The organism is Catellatospora sp. TT07R-123 (assembly GCF_018327705.1).
Taxonomy (GTDB): Bacteria; Actinomycetota; Actinomycetes; order Mycobacteriales; family Micromonosporaceae; genus Catellatospora.
Genome location: NZ_BNEM01000001.1, coordinates 1,373,438 through 1,390,994 on the forward strand (window position 1 = coordinate 1,373,438; position 17,557 = coordinate 1,390,994).

At 74.6% G+C, this 17,557-nt stretch carries 17 protein-coding genes and 1 pseudogene; 9 read left to right on the forward strand and 9 right to left on the reverse strand.

Translation table 11 applies throughout. From position 1 onward, the window contains the following. Positions 1 to 26: 26 nt before the first annotated feature. The 3 genes and pseudogenes from Cs7R123_RS05720 to Cs7R123_RS40015 form a co-directional block, all read right to left on the reverse strand. A complete protein-coding gene (locus Cs7R123_RS05720) occupies positions 27 to 737 on the reverse strand; it encodes a cyclopropane-fatty-acyl-phospholipid synthase family protein (protein WP_212824004.1) in 711 nt (236 codons plus the stop codon). Between the two features lie 62 nt (positions 738 to 799). Next, on the reverse strand, positions 800 to 1,615 hold the full coding sequence (locus Cs7R123_RS05725; RefSeq protein WP_212824005.1) for an ATP-grasp domain-containing protein: 816 nt from the start codon (positions 1,613 to 1,615) through the stop codon (positions 800 to 802). Positions 1,616 to 2,041: 426 nt separating this feature from the next. Continuing rightward, positions 2,042 to 2,587, reverse strand: a pseudogene (locus Cs7R123_RS40015) (GNAT family N-acetyltransferase); the annotation flags it as partial. A 63-nt stretch (positions 2,588 to 2,650) separates the two neighbouring features. Between Cs7R123_RS40015 and Cs7R123_RS05735 the strand changes: the two are divergent. After that, positions 2,651 to 3,250, forward strand: coding sequence for a TetR/AcrR family transcriptional regulator (locus tag Cs7R123_RS05735; protein ID WP_212824009.1), 600 nt, complete (start codon positions 2,651 to 2,653; stop codon positions 3,248 to 3,250). Here Cs7R123_RS05735 and Cs7R123_RS05740 read toward each other — a convergent pair. Next, complete coding sequence (locus tag Cs7R123_RS05740) at positions 3,239 to 4,192, reverse strand: NAD(P)/FAD-dependent oxidoreductase (RefSeq protein WP_212824010.1); 954 nt, start codon at positions 4,190 to 4,192, stop codon at positions 3,239 to 3,241. The two genes, Cs7R123_RS05735 and Cs7R123_RS05740, sit on opposite strands and share 12 nt — an antisense overlap. 79 nt (positions 4,193 to 4,271) lie before the next feature. Here Cs7R123_RS05740 and Cs7R123_RS05745 point away from each other — a divergent pair, with 79 nt between their 5' ends. Beyond that, a complete protein-coding gene (locus Cs7R123_RS05745) occupies positions 4,272 to 4,862 on the forward strand; it encodes a helix-turn-helix domain-containing protein (protein WP_212824012.1) in 591 nt (196 codons plus the stop codon). Here the strand turns inward: Cs7R123_RS05745 and Cs7R123_RS40680 are convergent. After that, entirely contained in the window at positions 4,859 to 7,447 is a 2,589-nt protein-coding gene (locus tag Cs7R123_RS40680) for an NB-ARC domain-containing protein (RefSeq protein ID WP_212824014.1), read from the reverse strand. The genes Cs7R123_RS05745 and Cs7R123_RS40680 overlap by 4 nt on opposite strands. Positions 7,448 to 7,779: 332 nt before the next feature. On the opposite strand from Cs7R123_RS40680, the gene Cs7R123_RS05755 reads away from it, so the two are divergent. The 5 genes from Cs7R123_RS05755 to Cs7R123_RS05775 all read left to right on the forward strand — a co-directional run bounded on the left by Cs7R123_RS05755 (position 7,780) and on the right by Cs7R123_RS05775 (position 11,928). Beyond that, positions 7,780 to 8,073, forward strand: a complete 294-nt coding sequence (locus Cs7R123_RS05755) for a hypothetical protein (RefSeq protein ID WP_212824015.1) — start codon at positions 7,780 to 7,782, stop codon at positions 8,071 to 8,073. Positions 8,074 to 8,188: 115 nt separating this feature from the next. Beyond that, on the forward strand, positions 8,189 to 8,731 hold the full coding sequence (locus Cs7R123_RS05760; protein ID WP_212824016.1) for a hypothetical protein: 543 nt from the start codon (positions 8,189 to 8,191) through the stop codon (positions 8,729 to 8,731). 83 nt (positions 8,732 to 8,814) lie between these two features. Beyond that, complete coding sequence (locus tag Cs7R123_RS05765) at positions 8,815 to 10,224, forward strand: MFS transporter (protein WP_212824017.1); 1,410 nt, start codon at positions 8,815 to 8,817, stop codon at positions 10,222 to 10,224. 100 nt (positions 10,225 to 10,324) lie between these two features. Continuing rightward, the gene (locus Cs7R123_RS05770; protein ID WP_212824019.1) at positions 10,325 to 10,549 is read left to right on the forward strand and encodes a DUF6458 family protein; all 225 of its coding nucleotides are present in this window, start codon (positions 10,325 to 10,327) and stop codon (positions 10,547 to 10,549) included. An 89-nt stretch (positions 10,550 to 10,638) separates the two neighbouring features. Beyond that, complete coding sequence (locus Cs7R123_RS05775) at positions 10,639 to 11,928, forward strand: MFS transporter (RefSeq protein WP_212824021.1); 1,290 nt, start codon at positions 10,639 to 10,641, stop codon at positions 11,926 to 11,928. A gap of 35 nt (positions 11,929 to 11,963) precedes the next feature. Here the strand turns inward: Cs7R123_RS05775 and Cs7R123_RS05780 are convergent, their stop codons facing one another. The 4 genes from Cs7R123_RS05780 to Cs7R123_RS05795 form a co-directional block, all read right to left on the reverse strand. Beyond that, complete coding sequence (locus Cs7R123_RS05780; protein ID WP_212824023.1) at positions 11,964 to 12,854, reverse strand: M56 family metallopeptidase; 891 nt, start codon at positions 12,852 to 12,854, stop codon at positions 11,964 to 11,966. Continuing rightward, positions 12,851 to 13,228, reverse strand: a complete 378-nt coding sequence (locus Cs7R123_RS05785; protein WP_212824024.1) for a BlaI/MecI/CopY family transcriptional regulator — start codon at positions 13,226 to 13,228, stop codon at positions 12,851 to 12,853. The genes Cs7R123_RS05780 and Cs7R123_RS05785 overlap by 4 nt, the downstream gene beginning before the upstream one ends. A gap of 127 nt (positions 13,229 to 13,355) precedes the next feature. Further along, entirely contained in the window at positions 13,356 to 14,774 is a 1,419-nt protein-coding gene (locus Cs7R123_RS05790; RefSeq protein ID WP_212824025.1) for a lipase maturation factor family protein, read from the reverse strand. After that, positions 14,771 to 16,216 carry an NAD(P)/FAD-dependent oxidoreductase gene (locus Cs7R123_RS05795; RefSeq protein ID WP_212824026.1) on the reverse strand — a complete coding sequence of 482 codons (1,446 nt, stop codon included), beginning with the start codon at positions 16,214 to 16,216 and terminating at the stop codon, positions 14,771 to 14,773. The genes Cs7R123_RS05790 and Cs7R123_RS05795 overlap by 4 nt, the downstream gene beginning before the upstream one ends. A 213-nt stretch (positions 16,217 to 16,429) precedes the next feature. On the opposite strand from Cs7R123_RS05795, the gene Cs7R123_RS05800 reads away from it, so the two are divergent. Both Cs7R123_RS05800 and Cs7R123_RS05805 read left to right on the forward strand, forming a co-directional pair. Next, the gene (locus tag Cs7R123_RS05800) at positions 16,430 to 16,864 is read left to right on the forward strand and encodes a hypothetical protein (RefSeq protein WP_212824027.1); all 435 of its coding nucleotides are present in this window, start codon (positions 16,430 to 16,432) and stop codon (positions 16,862 to 16,864) included. 179 nt (positions 16,865 to 17,043) lie between these two features. Continuing rightward, the gene (locus tag Cs7R123_RS05805) at positions 17,044 to 17,490 is read left to right on the forward strand and encodes a general stress protein (RefSeq protein WP_212828915.1); all 447 of its coding nucleotides are present in this window, start codon (positions 17,044 to 17,046) and stop codon (positions 17,488 to 17,490) included. The last annotated feature ends 67 nt before the right edge of the window (positions 17,491 to 17,557 follow it).

Here is a 17,557-nt window from a genome sequence, read left to right on the forward strand (position 1 = left end):
CAGTCCCGGGCCGGGTGCCGGGCCGGTCAGGCGACGCGCCGGGCCACGACCGTGTCGCCGATGTCCTCGGCCTCGACCGTGAACCCCGCCGCGGCCAGCTCCCGCGCGAACGCCTCGGGTGTCACCACGTGGCCCTCGAACGTCTCGTCCTCCTGCCGCACCAGCGCGCCGTCGCGGCTGACCCGGTACGCGAACCGCCACCGGACGCGCTGGTCACCGACCGGGGTCGTGGTCAGCTCGCCGCTGTAGAGATCGCCGCCGACCAGCACCGACGGCAGGTCACCGCGGTCGGGCAGGGCGACGGCCGGGGGCCGCTGCACCACCAGGCGTCCGCCTGGCACCAGGGCGGTCGCCATCGCGGCCAGGGCGGCGGCGCGGCCTGCGGTGTCGAACCCGCTGACGGTGTTGCGGCACCAGGCGAAGTCGGCGACCCCGGCCAGCCCCAGCCGCTCCACCTCGCGGGCGTGCACCCGCACCCGGGCCAGCAGGTCGGCGCGGGCGGTGAGCCGTCCCAGCAGCACCGCCCGCATTGTCGACGAGGGCTCGACGGCGTGCACCGTAACGTCGCACCGTTCGGCCAACAGGACCGTGTCCAGGCCGGTCCCGGCGCCGACGTCGAGCACCCCGACCACGGGGCGGCCGAGCCAGCGGTCGAGCAGCGGGACGGTGACGGCCCGGTGCTGCGCGGCCTGCAGCAGGTCGTAGAACTCGGCCGTGACGGTGTAGGTCTCGGTCATCAGTCAACCCTTCCCGCCGAGACGATGTGCCGGACTGTGCCGACACGATCACATCCACCCGCTCAACGCTCGCCGACACCCCGGATGAACGGCGCGTCGCGCGAGGTCAGGCGGCTGCGGGGGCCGGCGGCGCGCAGCACGACGTCCAGAACCCGGTCGGGGTCGGCGGCGTAGGCCAGGCTGAACCAGGCCATGTTCGCCTCCACCACCGCCCAGTGCTCGTGCCCCCGGTCCGGGTCGCTGACCAGGCCGACGTCGACGACGACCGCGCCGGGCAGGGTGCCGGCGCAGGTGCCGAGCAGGTCGGCGGCGAAGGCGAGCACGTCGGCGCGGTGGGCGCAGGCGTCCAGGGGCGCCGGGTCCAGGCGGCCGCTGACGGCGTACCGGCTGGCGGTGTGCACCGCGCCGTCGAGGACGAACAGCCGGTATTCCGCCAGGAACGTCACGATGTCGCTGACCAGCACCTCGGTGTCGGCGGGGTGCCGGTCGTCGCCGGGCAGGCGGGAGCCGTCGGCGTACACCCCGGCGGGCAGGGCCTTCTCGCGGGGCTGCTTCACGAACATGGGGGTACGCGACCAGCGCGCCTCGCCGAGCGTGGTGAGGACGATGTCACGGCGGGTGTACTCGTACGGCAGCCCGGTCAGCCAGTCGTCGTCCGGTTCGAGCAGAGCCAGGTCGAGGTCGGCGGCGACAGCCGCGGCGAACAGCGGCCCGCCGTAGAGGTGGCCGCCCGAGACGCTGCGCAGCCGGTCGGGCACCGCCGGACCGGACAGCGGCTCGACCGCCAGCCCCCGCCGCCGCGCCGCTCCGGCGAGCAGCTCAGCGGTGCGGTCGGGGCGGGGCGGCAGGACCAGGAAGCCGGCGGGCGCAGCGATCATGGGTCACCGGCCGGGACGGTCGTCGTCCCAGCTGACCGCGGTCAGGCGCCAGCCCTCCGGCGTACGCAGGAACTGCATGCTCTTCGTGCCGCCCCCGGTGAACGCCTCGCCGCGCAGCACGCCGCTCTTGCGGTAGCGGCTCAGCCGCTGCGCGACGTCGCCGAACACGACGGTCTGCGACCAGGTCTCGTGCTCGCTGAAGTCGGTCAGCTCGCCCGAGGTGAGCAGCGCCTGGCGGGGGGCGGCGAACGCGTCGAGGTCGCAGACCTGCTGCCGGGGTCCGCCGTTGGCGACGACGCCGCCGGGCGTGAACAGCCGGTGGATCGCGCCGACGTCGGGCTCGGTGCCGCCGGTGTTGGTGAACAGCGCGAGGAAGGCCGCGGCGAGCCGGTCGAGCTCGGCTCGGTCGGCGTCGGCCGCGGCGGTGCGGGCCAGCCACTCGTGGGCCAGCACCGACCAGATCTCGGTGTCGCTGCGCCCGCCGTCCTCCTCCGGGTGGGTCGCGCGCAGCACGCCGTCGCGGCTCATGCCCAACCGCTGGGCGACCGCGACGCTGCGGACGTTGCCTGCCTTGGTGTGCCACTCGACGCGCTGGATGCCGCGCTCGCGGATCGCCCAGTCGAGGATCTGCGTGGCGGCCCGGGTCACCAGGCCCCGGCCCTCGGCGGACGGCTCCAGCCAGCAGCCTGCCTCGCACACGCCCTGACGGACGTCCAGGGAGACGAACATGACGCCGCCGACGAGCTGGTCCTGCTCCCAGATGCCCCAGATGCCGCCGTTGTCGCGGGTGCGCCGGTCGGCGTAGCGCTCCAGCACGTGGCGGGCCTCGGCCAGGTCCTTGGCCACGAACGACGCCCCGACCCACGGCGAGATGTGCTCGCGGCAGCGGTCGAGGTTGGCCAGGAACTGCTCGTCGTGCCAGGGCTCCAGCGGGCGCAGCTGCGCGGTCGCGGTGAGGGGAAGGGCGAACATCAGGTCTCCCGTGTACATGACAGCCGTGTGCATAACAAACGTTTGGTATGTACGCTAGCACACATGCCCGCCCGAGCCGATCATGACGCCCGCCGTGGGGACGTCTCCGCCGCCGTCTGGCAGGTGCTCGCCGAGCACGGCTTCGGCGGGCTGACCCTGCGCGCGGTCGCGGCCGCCCTGGGCGCCTCCACCGGCCTGGTCACCCACTACTTCGCGGGCAAGCGGGAGCTCATCGCCCACGCCCTCGACATCCTGGAGGCGCGCACCACCGACCGGCCGCGGCAGGCCGCCCCCGGGCCGGGCCTGCCCGCGCTGCGCACCCACCTGCTCAACATCCTGCCGCTGACCCCTGACGGAGCCGCGATGAACCGCATCTGGGTCGGCTCCTGGGACGTCGCCCTGTCCGATCCGGCCCTGTACGCCGCCCAGACCGCGCGCTACCAGCGCATCCGCGACGTGCTGCGCGGCTGCGCCGTGGACGCCCAGGGGCTGGGCCAGCTGCCCCCGGGCGACCCCGACGATCTCGCCACCGCCGCGCTGTCGTTCACACACGGGCTGGTCGTGCAGGCGCTGTTCGACCCGGACCGGTTCACCCCGGCGCGCCAGACCCGGCTGACCGACGACTTCCTCGCCGCGCTGGCCCGCCCGGCCTCAGCCCGGTAGCGCCGCCACCGCCGCCCGGGTCTCCTCGGCGATCAGGTCCATGTTGATGGCCGCCCCGGCCAGGGCACCGGCGGCCGCGGCCGCGCCGACCTGCGCGGACAGGTCGGTCAGGTTGCCCGCCGCCCATACTCCGGGCAGCTCGGTGCGGCCCGTCGGGTCGGTGGTCGGCACCTGCTCGCCCATGCCCGACGGGTGCGGCACCGCCGTCAGCCCGAGCGCCGCGAGCAGGTCCGCGCGGGCGACCATCCGGCTCGCCACGGCCAGCGCCTGCCGGGCGACGACGGTGCCGTCGGCCAGCCGTACCCCCGTGATCCGGTCGTCGGCGACCTCGACCCCCGCCACCTCGCCCGGCACGACCGCGATCCCGCGCGCGGCCAGCTGCCCGGCGTGCTCGGCCGACAGCTCATCGGTGCCCGCGAAGAAGGTGACGTCGGCGCTGAGCTGCCGGAACAGCAGCGCCTGGTGCACCGACAACGGGCCGCCGGACAGCACGCCGATGGCCTGGTCGCGCACCTCCCAGCCGTGGCAGTACGGGCAGTGCACCACGTCGCGGCCCCAGCGCTCACGCAGCCCCGGCACCGGCGGCAGCTCGTCGACCAGGCCGGTGGCGACCAGCAGGCGCCGCGCGCCGACGGTGCGGCCGTCGGCCAGGGCGACCGTGAACCCGTCGCCGTCGTGGGTCAGCGCGGCGACCTCGCCGGACACCACGTGGCCGCCGTAGCCGCGCACCTCGGCCCGGCCCAGCTCCAGCAGCTGCGACGGCGGCATGCCGTCGCGGGCCAGCAGCCCGTGCACCCCCTCGGCCGGGGCGTTGCGCGGCTGCCCACTGTCGAGCACCACCACCGCCCGGCGCGAGCGGCCCAGCATCAGCGCCCCGCTGAGTCCCGCCGCTCCCCCGCCGACCACCACCACGTCATAGCTGCCTGCCAGCTCGTCGGTCATCACGACCACCTCCGCGGCAACCATGCGGGCTGTCGGCACAGACCCGCAAACCCTGTTGCCGATCTGGCAAACTGGGACCGTGGCCGGAGATCTCGATCAGGCCCTGGACGCGGTGGGCGGCAGGCTCCGGGCCCTGCGCCGCCAGCGCGACGTCACGCTGGCCGACCTGTCGGCCGAGACCGGCATCTCGGTCAGCACCCTGTCGCGGCTGGAGTCCGGCAGCCGCAAGCCGACCCTGGAACTGCTGCTGCCACTGGCGCGGGCGTACGGGGTGACGCTGGACGAGCTCGTCGACGCCCCACCGACCGGTGATCCGCGCATCCACCTGCGACCGGTCACCCGGTACGGGATGACGATGCTGCCGCTGACCCGGCGGGCGGGCGGCATCCAGGCATACAAGATCGTCCTGTCGGCGAAGAGCCGATCGGCGGCACCCGACCCGCAGACGCACGAGGGCTACGAGTGGCTCTACATCCTCAACGGGCGGCTGCGGCTGGTCCTCGGCGACCACGACCTGGTGCTCGCCCCGGGTGAGGCGGCCGAGTTCGACACCCGGGTGCCGCACTGGTTCGGCGCCGCCGACGACGAGCCGGTCGAGTTCCTCAGCCTCTTCGGCCGCCAGGGCGAGCGGGCGCACCTGCGCGCCCGGCCGAGGTCGCAGCAGCCTTAGGCCGTTTCGCCGGACCAGTCCGCCAGCAGGGCCGCGACCTCCCGGGTACGCGGATGCTCCGCGCCCTGCACCCGCCGCATGTCGGCCAGCACCCCGGCGAGCTCGGCCACCGCCGCCGCCCGGTCGCCGCCGCCGTGGCCCAGCTCGGCCCGCTGCTGCCGGATCCGCAGCGTACGGGGATGGTCCGGCCCCAGCACCTCCGCCACGACCGCACCCACCTCGGCCAGCTCCGCCCCCGCCGACGCCGCCCCGGACCGGCCCCGCCAGTAGGCCAGGTTCGCCTGGAACGTCAGCGTGGTCGGATGCCTCGGCCCTAATGCCTGCCGGGCGTCGCCCGCCGCCACGGCGAACTCGGGCACCGCCGCGGCCGGCTGCCCGGCCAGGGCCCGCCAGTAGGCAAGGTTGTGCCGCGCCTGGAGCGTCTGGTGGTGGAGCCGCCCGAGCAGCTCTTCCAGCCCCGCCACCGCCCCCTCGTACGTGTGCACCGCCCCGGCGGCGTCCCCGGTCTCCCCGATCCACCGCCCCAGTTCGGAGTGCGTGATCAGGGTGTCCAGGTGCGACGGCCCGCGCAGCCGGGCCAGGTCTTCGGCGAGCGCGGCGTAGTCGGCCCGCGCGCCCGCCGCGTCGCCCGACAGCCCCCGGCACAGCGCGACGTGGCGACGGACCGTCAGCGCGGTCGGATGCCCGGCGCCCAGCGCCCGGGTCACGTCGTCGGCCACCCGGACGAGGTCCGCCAGCGCGGCCGCGGCGGCCCCGAGCTCCAGCCGGTGCCGGGCCTCGTGCACCCGCGCCGCGAGGGTCTCCGGATCATCCGCCCCGAGCAGCCGCTGCGCGTCCTGACGCACGCCGGTGAGCGCGGCGTAGGACTCGGCCACCCGGCCCAGTTCCCCGTCGGCGCGGGCGGCCTGCATCCGCAGGAACAGGACGTCGCGGTGCTGCTCGCCCAGGTGTCCGCGGGCCTGCGCCAGCAGCTGGGCGGTGGCCTGCTGGGCGGCGGCGACGCGGCCGAGGCCGGCGAGGTGGTCGCCGATGCGGCGCAGCACCGGGTGCATCCGCTCGTGCCACAGGTGGTCGCCGGCGGCGCGGCGCAGCGCGGTGACGCTGTCGTACAGCGCGGCCAGGTGCCTGCCGCCGTCGACGGCCCACGCCTGCTCCAGCGCGTCGGCGGCGGCGCGGGCGAGGCCAGGCTGGTCGGGCGCGGCCTCCAGCACGGCCCGCTGCACCAGGGCGTGGGTCGCCACGGTGGCGCCGTCGTGGTTGACCAGGCTGAGCCGGTGCAGCGCCCGCAGCGCCGCCAGCGCCTCGCGGGCGGTGCCGCCGACCCACTCGCAGGCGGCCTCGGTCAGCACCACCTCCTGCGGCACCCCTTCCGGTGCCAGCACCGCCACCAGCTCCAGCATCCGCTGCGCCACCCCGGGCCGGGCCAGCGCCGCGGCACGCTGCGCGGCCAGCTGCCAGGTGCTGGCCACGGTGCGGGCGTGCCCGTCGGCCGGAGACGAGGACGGGAACAGGTCGACCAGGCGCTCCCGCCGATCGTCCAGCAGCCGCCGGTACGCCGCGACGCTCGTCCGGCTGTCGAGCAGGAACGCGGCGGCCTGCGACAGCGCCAGCGGGAAGTGGCCGAGCCGTTCGGCGAGGTCGGCCAGCTCGGCGTCGGCCGGGGCCTGCGCCGGGTCGGCGACCGACAGGCGGCTGCGCAGGTAGTCGACCGACTCGGCGGCGCTGAACATGCCGACCGGCACCATCCGGGCGTCGGGGCGCAGCACCGGGGCGTCGCGGCGGCGGGTGGTCACGACGCTGCGGCCGCGGTCGCCGATCGGCCACAACCCGTCCAGGTCGGCCGGATCGTCGACGTCGTCGAGCACCACCAGCCAGGGCCGCTGGGCCGTGCGCAGCCAGGCCACGAGCAGGTCCGCCTGCGTCTCCTCGTCGTGGCCGTACCCGCCGCCGTCGCGGTCGGCGGCCAGGGCACGCCAGGCGCGGGCGTACGCGGTGAGCACCGACTGGCGCGAGGACGCCGGAACCCACACGTGCACACCGCCGTCGCTGCGGCAGCGGTGGAAGGCGGCCGCGGCCAGCTGCGACTTGCCCGAGCCGCCCGGCCCGGTCAGCACCACCTGGCGCACCGCCGGGTCGGCCAGCGCCGCGTCGATGGCGTCGGCCAGCGGGGTCCGTTCCCGCAGCGCCACCGCGTCGCTGGGCGGGCGGCCGACGACCAGGTCCGCCGCCGTGGGCACCGGCCCGGCCGGGCGCTCCGCGCGGTGCTCGTGGGCGTCGCGCCACAGCCGCCGCCACTGCTGCGGCGGCGGCCCGGCCGCCACGCCCGCCGCCGCGGTCATCGCCGCGACGGCCTGGACCACGGCCAGGACCTGCTCGAAGTCCCGGGGCACCGACCGGCCGTTGAACCATTCACCCAGGCGGCGCGCGTTCACGGTGATCCGCCGCCCGGACGGCAGCGCGGTCGCGCTGGCCCGCCGGGCGAGCACCTCGTCGGAGGCGTCGGGCACGGCGGCGCGCAGCCGGGCCAGCGCGGCCGCGAACGCGGCCCGGGGATCGGCCGGTCCGCCGTCGCTGCGCTGCGCCATCCCGCACCCGCGACTTTCTCTCCGACGACAGTCTGATCACGATTCTAGGTGCCGCGAGGGGGTACGGCCGACGGCCGCCGCCGTGCCGGACCGGGCCGCACCGGGGACTTCCGCGCGCCGCAGGAGAGGCCTTCCGGCCTGCGGATACCGGCATGACATCGAGCACCGGCACTACGGCGGATCGCGGCGCGCCCCTACCGTCGCACGCAGCGGACCAGCTGCGCGGTCCGCGTTTTTCGATAGACGTTGGCCTATCACATCGACTGAACCGAGATCATCTTCGATGTCATAGGCCAACGTCTATCAAAGCCGTTTCCGACCGTCGAGAGGTGATGACCATCATGCGCGACCTCAGCCCGGCAGACCTCGACCGCCTGGTCAAGTCCGGCCGCCGCCTCAAGCTCTCCGCCCTGTTCGTGGTGCTGCTGATGTTCGTGCTGGTCGGGGTGCTGGTGGCCGTCGGCATCGACTTCCGCTGCGGCGCGGGCCTCGGGGTGCTGATCGGGCTGCTGCTGCTCATCCCCCACCGCAACCTGCTCGCCGAACTCGGCCTGACCAACGCCGAGGCCAAGGAGATCCTCGCCGCCGAGCGCAAGCGCCGCCGCGCCGCGGCCCAGGGGAGGTAACCCGACCGGGCACGTCCGCCCCGGCGTCCTGGCGTCACCGTGAGTACGCGGCTCGCCGCAGGTGCCGTCCATAGAGGACAATCACAGGAGTCTCCCGAACGAAGGATGTCGACCGGTGCGAAAACTCAACCCCCACGACCTCGACCGCCTGGTCCGGTCGAACCGCCGCCTCAAGCTCTCCCTCCTGATCACCCTGGCGGCGATCGTGTTGGTCGCCGTGGTGCTCATCAAGAACGACATCGACGCCCGCCTGGGCGCCGGGGTCGGCGTGCTGATCGGGCTGCTGCTGCTCATGCCGCAGCGACGGCTGCTGGCCGAGCTCGGCCTCACCGGCGCCGAGGCGAAGGAGATCCTCGCCGCCCACCGCGAGCAGCTCAGCGGCGTGGCCGACCTGCCGCCGCAGGAGCGGGCCCGCCGCGAGGGGGTCAAGGCGACGGTGTACATCCTGCTGGGCCTGGCACTGCTGGCGGTGCTCGCGGTGTCGGCCGTCTACTTCTTCGGCCACGCCTTCGAGACCGTCGAGGAGGACGCCCCGTCCGACCCCTGGCTGGGCATCAGCTTCTTCGCCGGTTTCATCTCGCTGTGCGCGGGCCCGGCGCTGCTTTGGCAGGGCAGCCAGCACCGGGCCGAGGCGCAGATGTGGCAGCAGCGCGGCTGACGGCCGAATGTGGGCGTTCCGGCGACGTTGCGGCCGTTCTGCGGTGATCCTGGACTGAAGACCAGATCACTCGGGAGGTTGCCATGGCCGCGGCTGAGTCCCTGCCGGCCGGGCGGTTCTCCCCGGCGCTGCGGCAGATCCTCGTGCCGCTGGCGCTGGCGCAGTTCATCTGCAGCTTCGCCGGTTCCAACATGAACGTCATGATCAACGACATCAGCAAGGACCTGAACACCACGGTCCAGGGCGTGCAGATCGCGATCACGATCTTCCTGCTGGTGATGGCCGCGCTGATGATCCCCGGCGGCAAACTGACCGACCGGTACGGCCGCAAGCGCTGCTTCCTCGCGGGCCTGATCCTCTACGGCATCGGTGCCCTGATGAGCGCCGTGTCGCCGGGCCTGGGCATCCTCATCCTCGGCAACTCGATCTTCGAGGGGGTCGGCACCGCGCTGCTGATCCCACCCGTCTACATCCTGACCACGCTGGTGTTCACCGGGGTCACCAACCGAGCCCGCGCCTTCGGCGCGATCAGCGCCCTCGGCGGCATCGGCGCCGCCGCGGGCCCGCTCATCGGCGGCCTCATCGCCTCGACACTCGGCTGGCGCTGGGCGTTCGTGTTCCAGGCCGTGGTGATCGCCGCGATCGTCCTGCTCAGCCGCAGGATCACCGACCCCCTGCCGGCGGACCCGACCCGGCCGTTCGACACCAAGGGCGCCGTGCTGTCGGCGGGCGGGCTGGTGCTGATCGTCGCGGGCATCCTGGCCGCCGACAACAACGGCTGGGTCATGCTGGGCCTGATCGCTGCGGGCGTGCTGCTGCTGGCGCTGTTCTTCCGGTCCGTACGCGCCAAGGAGCGCGCCGGGCAGGAGCCGCTGCTGTCGACCGCGCTGTTCCGCAACCGCACCTCCAACCTGGGCCTGGTCACCCAGAACGCCCAGTGGCTGCTGCTCACCGGCACCTCGTTCGTGGTCTCGGCGTATCTCCAGGTGGTCCGCGGCTACGACCCGATCCAGACCGGCATCGTCTTCACCGCCACCACCGCGGGCCTGCTCGCCTCCTCCCTGGCCGCCGAGCGGTTCGCCCGCAGGCGCCCGCAGCGCCTGCTCATCCAGGTCGGCTTCGTGCTCACCGCCGTCGGCGTCGCGGCCCTGCTCGCCCTGGTGACCGGCTCGCCCAGCCCGTGGGCGTTCGCGCCCGGCCTGCTGCTCATCGGCCTCGGCCTGGGCATGATGCTCACCCCGTCGGTGAACGTGGTGCAGTCCAGCTTCGGCGACTCGCTACAGGGCGAGATCTCCGGCCTGTCGCGCAGCGTCTCCAACCTCGGCTCCTCGCTGGGCACCGCCGTGGCGGGCACGATCCTGGTCGCCGGGATCACGTCGACCCCCCAGCGGTCGTACGGGCTGGCCATGGCCGTGCTCGGCGTCGTCGCGCTGGTCGGCCTGCTGGTCGCCACGCGCCTGCCGCGCACCCCGCCGCCGACCGCCGCTTCCTGACCTCGCGGGCAGCACGTCGGCCGCGATCCGTTTCCCGGGCTGCCGGGCGGGTATCCGAATGACCGCAAGCCAACGCTCGCAGTCAGCAAAGGAGGCCGCCATGGGTATCGGCGCCAGCATCTTCCTGATGGTCCTCGGCGCGATCCTCGCGTTCGCCGTGGACTTCCACATCGGCGGGCTCGACATCGACGTCGTCGGCTGGATCCTCATGATCGGCGGTGCGGTGGGCCTGATCCTCACCACGTTCATCTGGGGCCCGCGCCGGCGCGCCGTGGTCACCCGCGAGCCGGTCGACTACCGGGTGGAGGAACGCACCGAGCTGTGACCTCCACCGGGAGGTGCCGCCCGGACGCGGCGGCACCTCCTACGGCGTGTCGGAGTTTGTCCGGATAGCTGGTGTTTCATCATCATTTGATGCTTGTACCGGCCAGGACCCCAGCGCCGCACCCCGACAGCCGCCGCATCATCGCCGCCCGCGCCCTGCGCACCTTCGGCTTCGGCTGCACCAGCGTCCTGCTGGCCGACCGCCTCGCCGCCGACGGCTGCACCGCCGCCCAGATCGGCGCGCTCATCGCCGTCGCCTGCGCGGGCAGCGTCACCGGCACCGTGTTCATGGCCGCCTGCGCCGACCGGTGCGGCCGCCGGGCCAGCCTGGCCGTCAGCGCACTGCTCATGGCCGCCGCCGGTGCCGTCTTCGCCACCTGCCACAGCTACCCGCTGCTGCTGGCGGCGGCGTTCGTCGGCACCGTGTCGCCCTCCACCAACGACAACACCCCGTTCAGCGGCATCGAGCAGGCGATCCTGGCCCACACCACCCCACCGGGCCACCACACCCGCGTGTTCACCTGGTACAACGTCAGCGCCCAGCTCGCCGGAGCGCTCGGCGGCCTCGCCGCCGCCGGACTGGCCGCCACCGGCGGCACCCGCGCCGGGCAGTACGCGTTCGTCCTGTACACGGTGCTGGCCCTGGCCATCGGGCTGCTCGCGGCGTGCCTGTCCGACCAGGCCGAAGCCCCTGCCCGCCGCGCCGGCACCCGGACCGCCGCCCAGCCCGTGCCCTCCCGGGTCCGGACGCTGGCCGCACTGTTCGGACTGGACGCGTTCGCGGGCGGGCTGGTCGTGCAGTCACTGCTGGCCTGGTGGCTGCATGAGCGGTACGGCATCGCCCTCAGCGGCCTGGGCCTGCTGTTCTTCGCCATGAACCTGGCCGCGGCGCTGGCCCAGCTCGCCGCCCCCGCCCTGGCCGCCCGGCGCGGCCTGCTGCCCGCGATGCTGTGGCCGCACGCCGCCTCCAACCTGCTGCTGCTGGCCGCCGCCTTCGCCCCGACCTTCCCGGCCGCCGCCGCGCTGCTGGTCAGCCGCTGCGCCCTGTCGAAGATCGACGTTCCAGCCCGGCAGGCGTTCACGGCGGCGCTCGTCGCCCCGTCGCAGCGGACCGCCGCCGCCAGCCTGACCAGCGCCGCCCGCAGCATCGCGGTCACCACCAGCCCGCTGGCCGCGACCGCACTGACCCTCGCACCCCTGGCCGCCGCAGTGACGCCGCTGGTCACCGCAGCGGTGCTGGGCCTGGCCTACGACGCGCTGCTGCTGCGGTCCTTCGGCCACGACCCGTCCGGCCGCCCCGCCCCGGCCACTCCACCCCGCCGCCCCCGCCCGCACCCCCACCGCCCCGCCCACACCACCCCCGACCGCGTACCCCACTGACCCACCCACGCTCAGGGCGGGGCGGGGTGGGGCGTTCAGCTCAGTTGGGAGAGCCAGGCCTGGGCGACGGACACGAAATCGCCCGCCGCGATGACCGTGGCAGCCAGCAGCAGGGTGCAGCAGGCGGCCAGCCCGGCCAGGACCCGGCGGTCGCCCGCCGGGCACGGCGCCTGCAACGCCCGCACCCGGGCCACCACCCCGGAGCCGTGCAGGGCCATCGCCGGTTCCAGCCGCTTCGCGTCACCTGCCAGCGCCGCCTTGGCCACCGTACGCGCGACCAGCTCCCGGTTGCCGACCTCGGCCGCGGCGTCCTCGTCGGCCCAGCGCTCCACCGCGTGCGCCACCTGCACCGCCAGTGGCGCCAGCAGCGGGTTCAGCGCCGCCGACCACGCCGCGACCGCGACCCACCGGTGGTGGCACCGGTTCAGGTGCGACCGCTCGTGCGCGAACAGCACCCGCCGCTCCCGGCCGTCCAGCAGCCGCAGCATGCCCGAGGTCACCAGCAGGTGCCCGGGGCGTCCCGGCACCGCGACCGCGAACGGTTCGGCCCAGTCCGCGACGAGCAGGCCGTCGTGCGGGCAGCCCACGGCGCGCAGTTCCCGCAGCACCCGGCGCCGCCGGGCCACCTCGCGCGCGAGCCGGACCGCACCGGCGGCCAGCACCGCCGCGGCCGCCAGCGCCACCAGGCCCGGGACCGGTTCCGGCAGCCCGAGGCCGCGGTCGTCGAAGGCCGACAGCGGCGGCAGGTCGTCGAACAGCGTCAGCGCCAGCAGCGACAGGCAGCACACCCACGCCGCCGTCGCGACCGCGGCGGCCGTCGCGGCCGTACGCACCGCGGCCGCCGGGGACACCCGGGCCCCGGCCCAGCTCGCCAGCCACGGCACCGCCGCCGACAGCAGCAGCGGCAGGTACACCCACGTCCTCACGGACGGTCCCCGGGCGCCCCCAGCAGCTCCCGCAGCAGGCGCGCCTCGTCGCCGTCCAGCGTCTCGGCGAAGCGCTGGAGCACCAGCCTCGGATCACCCGCGGCGTCCAGGGTGGCCCGCAGCCGCGCCGCCGCCGAGGCCGCCTCGTCCAGCACCGGCTGGTACGCGTGCGCCCGCCCCACCTGGGCCCGCGACACCAGCCGCTTGTCGGCCAGCCGGGTCAGGATCGTCTGCACCGTGTTGTACGCCAGTCCGGGCTGGAGCCGCTCCTGCACCTGCGCCGGGGTCAGCGGCGACCCGGCGGACCACAGCACGCCCATCACCTCGGCCTCCAGCTCGCCGGCGGCCCGTTTGCGCGCGTCGGTGTCGGTCATGGATTGCACCCTAGCCAGCACGGCCGCCGCGCCCCGGCATCCGGGTGGGCGCGGGCGTGCCGCCGCGCGAGGTTCGCCCCCGTGGACGACCACGAACCGGTGGACGCGGGCGGGGTGCGGCCGGGAGTCACCGGCGGCGCAGCGCGATCGGGGGTGTGAACTCGCCGATCAGGGTGCGGTGCCAGCGGTGGCCGGTCTGGCGGCGCTCGGCCCGGGTGGTGAACCGGTAGCGGTACAGCAGGACGCGGACGTATACCGGGGGCTTGTCCGGGAACGGGTCGGTGCGCAGCAGCCGCAGCGTCGCCCGGTCACCGTCGAGCAGCTTGTGCAGCAGCGGCAGCAGCCACGGTTCGGCGTAACCGGGTGACAGGGCCGCGAACCACATCAGCCAGTCCAGCCGCAGGTGGTACGGCGCGACTTGCGGCGGCAGGCGGCGCAGGTCACCGGGCTTGCCCTTGAAGCCGTACTCGCGCCACACGGTGCCGGGGGTGAGCTCGGTGGCGTCGGTGCCCTCAAGGACGAGCTCGCGGCGCACCCGGGTCACGCTGCCGAACGCGCCGTACGTGTTGACCAGGTGCAACCGGTCGAAGCTGGCGTTCATCAGCTGCTGCCGCGACAGCAGGTTGCGGGCCGGGCGGTAGCTCAGCACCAGCACCAGCACGGTCACGGCGAGCACGAGCGCGGCCCACCAGCCGGGGGCGGCCGCGGTCGGACCGGTGCCCAGCGGCGCGGACAGGTCCAGCGCGGAGGCGGCCAGGATGACGGCCATCCAGTTCAGCCAGGAGAAGTTGCCGGAGGCGACCAGCCACAGCTGGGTGACGATGATGCACGCCGCCGCGATCGTGGCGACCGGTTGCGGCAGGAACAGCCCGAACGGCACGACGAGCTGCACGGCGTGGTTGGCGGCGGCCTCCGCCCGGTGCAGCGGTCTGGGCAGGTGGTGGAACAACCGGCTGAGCGGGCCGGGCATCGGCTGGGTCTCGTGGTGGTAGTACAGGCAGGTCAGGTCGCGCCAGCACCGGTCGCCGCGCATCTTGATCAGACCCGCGCCGAACTCCAGCCGGAACAGCAGCCAGCGCAGCAGCCACAGGACCAGCACCGGCGGCCCGACCCGGGCGTTGCCGAGGAACACGGCCAGGAACCCGGCCTCCAGCAGCAGGCTCTCCCAGCCGAACGAGTACCAGACCTGGCCGACGTTGACGACCGACAGGTACAGGGCCCACAGCAGCAGCCACAGCGCCATCGCGGCCCATACCGGCAGCAGGTCGCCGACCCCGGCCAGCAGCGCCGCCGACACCGCCACCCCGGTCCAGCCCACCGCCGCCGCCAGCCCGTCGCTGAAGCGCCAGTGGAACAGGCTGGGCGCGCGCCGGAACGGCGTGTACGCCAGGTACTCCGGCACCGGCGTCAGCCCGCGCTCGCCCAGCAGCGCCCGGAACTGGTTCACCACCACCAGGAACGCGACCAGGTAGATCGCGGCCAGTCCGCGCTGGAACAGCAGCCTGCCCCACCAGTAGTCCGGCGCGGTGAACCAGTCCACGGTCACGGCCCGCCGTCGACGCCGAACACGCGGCGCAGCGCGGTGCGGGCGGCGTGGTAGCCGCACATCCCGTGCACGCCGGGGCCGGGCGGGGTGGCCGCCGAGCACAGGAACACGGCCGGGTCCGGGGTGGCGTACGGAACCGGTACCGGCACCGGACGCAGCAGCAACCGCAGGCCGTCGGCGCGGCCGTTGCCGATGTCGCCGCCGAGGTTGTTCGGATTGCGCCGCGCGACCTCGGCCGGGCCGGCGGCGGCCCGCGCCAGCACAAGATCACGGAACCCCGGCGCGAACCGCTCCAGTTGCGCCTCGACCGGCCCGGTGAGGTCGCCGGTCCAGCCGTTGGGCACGTGCGCGTAGACCCACAGCACATGCTGCCCGGCCGGGGCGCGGGTGGGGTCGGCCAGGCTCGGCTGGGCCGCGATCAGGTACGGAACCTCGGGCGCGCGGCCGCGGTGCACGGCGCGCAGCGACGCGTCGATCTCGGCGTACGACGGCCCGACGTGCACGGTGCCCGCGCGGCGGCACTCCGGAGCCGTCCACGGAACCGGTCCCGCCAGCGCGTAGTCGAGCTTGAACACGGCCGGACCTGGCCGGTAGGCGCGCAGGCGCCGCGCGTACCGGTCCGGCAGCCGGGCTCCGGCCAGTGCCGCCAGCGCGCGGGGGGTCACGTCGAGCAGGTACGCCCGCGCCGCCGGCAGCTCGTCGAGGCTGGCCACCAGGTGCCCGGTGAACACCTTGCCGCCCAGCACCCGCAGGTAGCCCGACAGCGCCTCGGACAGCCGGCGCGACCCGCCCTGCGGCGCCGGCCAGCTGAACCGGTGCGCGGCCAGCGCGAACAGCAGCGCCACGCCGCCGGTCGCGGGGGTGGTCAGCGGCGCCATGACGTGCCCGCCCAGCCCGGCCAGCAGCGCTCGGGCCCGCGGCCCGCCGAACCGGCGCGCCAGCAGCGCCACGGGCTGCGCCGCGCGCAGGCCGAACCGGGCCAGCAGCAGCGGGTGCCGGGGCAGCCCGTCCAGCGGGGCGCGCAGCACGTCGGCGGCCAGGTCGTCCCAGTCGCGCAGGAACGGCCCGACCAGTCGGCGGTACGGCTCGGCGTCGGCGCCCAGCGAGGCGGCGGTGCGCGTCACGGACCGGTCGAGCACCGCCGCAGAGCCGTCCGGGAACGGGTGGGCCAGCGCCACGTCCGGGTCCAGCCAGGTCAGGCCGTGGTCGTGCAGGGGCCAGCCGCGCAGCACGGGCGAGCCCGCGCCGAGCGGGTGCACCGCCGAGCAGGGGTCGTGCCGGAAGCCGGGCAGGGTCAGCCACTCGGTGCGCGCGCCGCCGCCGACGGTGTCGGCCGCCTCGTACGCGGCCACGCGCAGCCCCGCCCGGGCGAGGGTGACCGCGGCGGTGAGCCCGTTCGGGCCGGTGCCGACCACCACGGCGTCGAATTCGGTGCCGGTCATCGCGCCTCCGCCGCATTCGTACCCGATGGTGCGGTCCGGCACACCTGGGACACCCCGCCGTCAACGCGGAGATACCTCCACCTACCCGGATCAGTTGCCAGGATCTTCCCAGGCTGACCAGGCAATTCTTCGAGGCTGGCGGGCCACTGTCGGATCCGAACCGATCGACCGGCGGCCGACACGGCCGGCGACTCAGAAAGGGCAGTGAGACCGATGGTGAACCTGACGAAGAAGAAGCTGGTGGCACTCGGGGTCGGCGGCGCGCTGGCGCTCGCGGTGGCGGTGCCCGGCATGGCGTACGCGAACGACCCCAGCCCGTCGCCGTCGGCGTCCTCGTCGACGTCTTCCTCGCAGAACGACCGCGAGGCGGGCCAGGCCGCCTTCGCCGCGGCGCTGGCCAAGGAACTCGGCATCGACCAGCAGAAGGTCTCCGACGCGCTCACGAAGGTGCGTGCGCAGCTGCGGGCCGAGCACGGCTCGAAGTCCGACGACCAGAACCAGGCCGATCGGACCGCGAAGCTCAAGGAGCGGCTGGACCAGGCGGTCAAGGACGGCAAGCTGACCCAGGCGGAGGCGGACGCGATCGTGAAGGCGGCACAGGCCGGGGTGCTCGGCGGCGGCGGGCATGGGGGTGACCGGCACCGCTGACGGGCGTTCGGCCCCGGACGCCGCGACCTCCTCCCGCGGCTCCGGGGCCGCCCCATGCCCGGACTTCCACGAACCGCCCGGACTTCCACGAACCTTCCCGTCAGAACATCGGAAAATGTGAAGATCGGGACATGACTACACCGTTGCCGCCCACGCAGGCCACCGATCCCACCCGGGCGATGGTGACCGTCGCGACCTACACCGAATACCGCGACGCCCAGCGGGCGGTGGACTACCTCTCCGACCAGAAGTTCCCGGTCGAGCACTCCGCGATCGTCGGCACCAACCTGCGCCTGGTCGAGAAGATCCTCGGCCGGATGACCACCGGCCGGGCCGCGCTGTACGGCGCGGGCGGCGGCGCCTGGTTCGGCCTGTTCATCGGTCTGCTGTTCGGCATCTTCGTCCACGGGAACTGGCTCGCCATCATCGTCGCCGCCGTGGTCATCGCGGCGATCTGGGGTGCGATCTTCGGCGCGGTCGCGCACGCCATGACGCGCGGCACCCGCGACTTCAGCTCGGCCGAGTCGCTCCAGGCCGGCGAGTACGCCGTCAGCGTCACCGCCGAGCACGCCGACCAGGCCCGCCAGCTCCTCGCCGGCCTCACCCCGCCCCGGGCCACCGCCTGACGCGCCCGCCGCGCGCCGGGCTTGGGTGCAGTTTCGGGGAAACTGCGGGAATTCGGAGCCTCGACAC

Bases quoted from the DNA above. Each gene is read 5' to 3' on its own strand.
- Cs7R123_RS05720 (WP_212824004.1), bottom strand. From the start codon at position 737: ATGACCGAGACCTACACCGTCACGGCCGAGTTCTACGACCTGCTGCAG.
- Cs7R123_RS05725 (WP_212824005.1), bottom strand. From the start codon at position 1,615: ATGATCGCTGCGCCCGCCGGCTTCCTGGTCCTGCCGCCCCGCCCCGAC.
- Cs7R123_RS05735 (WP_212824009.1), top strand. From the start codon at position 2,651: ATGCCCGCCCGAGCCGATCATGACGCCCGCCGTGGGGACGTCTCCGCC.
- Cs7R123_RS05740 (WP_212824010.1), bottom strand. From the start codon at position 4,192: ATGACCGACGAGCTGGCAGGCAGCTATGACGTGGTGGTGGTCGGCGGG.
- Cs7R123_RS40680 (WP_212824014.1), bottom strand. From the start codon at position 7,447: ATGGCGCAGCGCAGCGACGGCGGACCGGCCGATCCCCGGGCCGCGTTC.
- Cs7R123_RS05755 (WP_212824015.1), top strand. From the start codon at position 7,780: ATGACCATCATGCGCGACCTCAGCCCGGCAGACCTCGACCGCCTGGTC.
- Cs7R123_RS05765 (WP_212824017.1), top strand. From the start codon at position 8,815: ATGGCCGCGGCTGAGTCCCTGCCGGCCGGGCGGTTCTCCCCGGCGCTG.
- Cs7R123_RS05770 (WP_212824019.1), top strand. From the start codon at position 10,325: ATGGGTATCGGCGCCAGCATCTTCCTGATGGTCCTCGGCGCGATCCTC.
- Cs7R123_RS05775 (WP_212824021.1), top strand. From the start codon at position 10,639: ATGCTTGTACCGGCCAGGACCCCAGCGCCGCACCCCGACAGCCGCCGC.
- Cs7R123_RS05785 (WP_212824024.1), bottom strand. From the start codon at position 13,228: ATGACCGACACCGACGCGCGCAAACGGGCCGCCGGCGAGCTGGAGGCC.
- Cs7R123_RS05795 (WP_212824026.1), bottom strand. From the start codon at position 16,216: ATGACCGGCACCGAATTCGACGCCGTGGTGGTCGGCACCGGCCCGAAC.
- Cs7R123_RS05800 (WP_212824027.1), top strand. From the start codon at position 16,430: ATGGTGAACCTGACGAAGAAGAAGCTGGTGGCACTCGGGGTCGGCGGC.
- Cs7R123_RS05805 (WP_212828915.1), top strand. From the start codon at position 17,044: ATGGTGACCGTCGCGACCTACACCGAATACCGCGACGCCCAGCGGGCG.